Origin of the sequence: Escherichia sp. XD33 (assembly GCF_019375075.1) — a bacterium.
GTDB classification, from domain to species: Bacteria; Pseudomonadota; Gammaproteobacteria; order Enterobacterales; family Enterobacteriaceae; genus Enterobacter; species Enterobacter flexneri_A.
The window spans coordinates 1-2726 of the sequence record NZ_JAENDM010000141.1 but is presented as its reverse complement, the minus strand read 5'-3'; the positions used below and the strand labels follow the sequence as shown (position 1 = coordinate 2726).

General features: G+C 42.4%; 1 protein-coding gene and 1 pseudogene. Both read right to left on the bottom strand.

What is annotated here, in order from left to right; translation table 11 throughout:
* Positions 1-1568 (bottom strand): HsdR family type I site-specific deoxyribonuclease (locus K0778_RS25560; protein WP_153520329.1); only part of this gene is annotated, 1568 nt, incomplete at its 3' end.
* A 121-nt stretch (positions 1569-1689) separates the two neighbouring features.
* A pseudogene (locus K0778_RS25555) lies at positions 1690-2610 on the bottom strand (restriction endonuclease subunit S); the annotation flags it as partial.
* Between the last annotated feature and the right edge of the window lie 116 nt (positions 2611-2726).

Here is a 2726-nt window from a genome sequence, read left to right as displayed (position 1 = left end):
TTATTCAGAATATATTGCGTGATTTCCTGAATACGCATGGGATGAAGAAACGCCTGCTGATTTTCAGCCGCACTTAGTTTTTTCTCGTCAGTTTCTGTCTCTAAAGACTTAAACTGTGGCCGCACATCGTTGTAGTCCACCTTGAATTTGAGCACTTTTTCGTCACGAATCGCATCGGTAATCACATACGAATGCAATTCACGGCCAAATACGCTGGCGGTCGTTTCTGAGCCTAAAGCGTTTTCCGGGAAAATAGGTGTGCCGGTAAAACCAAACTGATAATAGCGTTTGAATTTCTTCTTCAGGTTTTTCTGCGCTTCTCCAAACTGGCTGCGGTGACATTCATCAAATATAAACACCACTTGCTGATTGTATACAGGCAGGTCGCTTTCTGCTTTCATCAGGTTATTAAGTTTCTGAATAGTGGTGACGATAATTTTGTTATCGTCCTTATCCAGATTTCGTTTTAGACCTGCGGTATTTTCCGAGCCGTTAACACTATCTGGCGAAAAACGCTGATATTCCTTCATGGTCTGGTAATCGAGGTCTTTCCTGTCGACCACGAAGAAGACTTTATCAATAAAGTCCAGTTCTGTTGCCAGACGCGCGGCTTTAAAGCTGGTCAGTGTTTTACCGGAACCAGTGGTGTGCCAGATAAAGCCACCGCTTTCGGGGTTAGACCAGTTTTTCGCTTTATAGGAGCTGTTGATTTTCCATAAAATTCGTTCGGTAGCTGCAATCTGGTACGGTCGCATCACCAGTAGCGTCTGATTACTGTCAAACACGCTGTAGTTCACCAGAACATTCAGCAGAGTATGTTTCTGGAAAAAGGTAGCGGTAAAATCTTTGAGGTCTTTAATCAGCGTGTTGTCTGATTTCGCCCAGTTCATGGTGAAGTCAAAACTGTTTTTATCGCGCTTTGTTGTGTTGGCAAAATAACGGGTATCGGTGCCGTTAGAAATGACAAACAGTTGCAGATACTTAAACAGGGAGTTTTCGCTGTTAAAACTCTCTTTACTGTAACGATGTATCTGGTTGAAAGCCTCACGAATCGCCACGCCGCGCTTTTTCAGTTCGATTTGTACCAGTGGTAAGCCATTAACCAGGATCGTGACGTCATAACGGTTAGCATGAGAACCCGTCTGTTCAAACTGCTGGATAATCTGCACCTTATTGCGCATGAGATTCTTTTTATCTATCAAATAGATGTTCTCAAGTCGCTCGTCATCAAAAATAAAGTCGCAAATATAGTCGATATGGATTTTACGGGTCTTATCCAGAATGCCATCGCTCGGGTTGTCCAGATACTGCTCCGTGAAACGCCGCCACTCGCTGTCATTAAACACCACACCATTGAGGCTCTGAAGCTGTTCCCGAACGTTGGCCAGCATCGCTGACTGTGATTTTACCGAAATAAATTCATAGCCCTGATTCCGTAGGTCCTGTATCAGTTCGCGTTCCAGGTCCGATTCGCTCTGGTAGCTGTCGCCTGTTGGCTCAGCTTTGATGTACTTATCAAGAACGATAAAATTATTGGATTCAGCAATGGTGTGTGTCTGATGAGTCATAGCGCATCCTTTGTGCCGTCTGGCAAGGGCCGGAAGGGCTTTAAGGGCGACTTCCGGCGTGTAAAAAATAGTCTATATACTGACCGGGTGTTAAGGTGGCCCGGTCGGTAGCAATGGTCAATTAATTACTGACAGTTTCAGGTTTCGGGAAACTGAACAGTAAATCACGATAATACTCGTATTGTTTCTGGCGCAACTCGATTTCACGCGGGAGACCTTCGGTGATGGAGTTGGTCAGGGCGTCGAATTTATCAAGAATAGATACAATTCGTTTTTGTTCAGCTATGCATGGAATTGGGATTCGGAACTGTCTAAGATTTGTCAGATTGAGCATTCCATAGTTACGCATTTCAGATTTAAGCGTATTGTATAAATTTGTCAAGAAATAGAATATGAATTTATCAGCAATAATATTTTCTTTAGTGGACTTTATGCTGGCTATATTTTGATTGGTTGTTGCTTCAAACTCAAGAAATGCAGTTTTAAATATAGTCGCACCAACAAGTGCGATTAAAGTGGTATTCTTAGGAAGAAGTTTTGCAGTGGATTTTTTTAATCCTAGCTCGCTTATAAAATCTTTCGAAAAATAAACAGGTTTATTATTACATGATTCCGATTTTAACCATGGAATTGACCCATTATCCCAGTATTCTGCTTTAGATTTTGAGGGGGTTCCTCCAGCGCAAATATGAAATAACTCTTCATTTCCCAAAGTTGTCCAATTAACCTCACCCTCTTTAAAACTCAACAACTGGTCGCGATAGTAGTTGTACTGTTTTTTACGCATGTTAAGCTCAGCGGTAAGCTCAGCGGTAAGCTCAGCGGTAAGTGCAGTAAATTTATCCAGAATCCGAACGATTTCAGACTGGATGGCAAGGGATTTTTCCGGATTATCCGGGCAGGGGATTGGTACAGGTATATTTTCAACCTGATGACTCATTAACTTGGGGTTTCCCATTCCTGAGTAAACATGTTTTTTGGCTTCTATTGTTAGCCAGTAAAACAGAAATTTGTAGATTAATGGGTATTTACTTTTTAAGGAAGGTGCGAATAAGTCCGAGATGTGAGATCATCGTGTTGTAACCTGAACCCAGAATGAGTAACCGGATGAGCCAGCAACTGACTTTTGCCGACAGTGAGTTTTCCAGTAAACGCCGC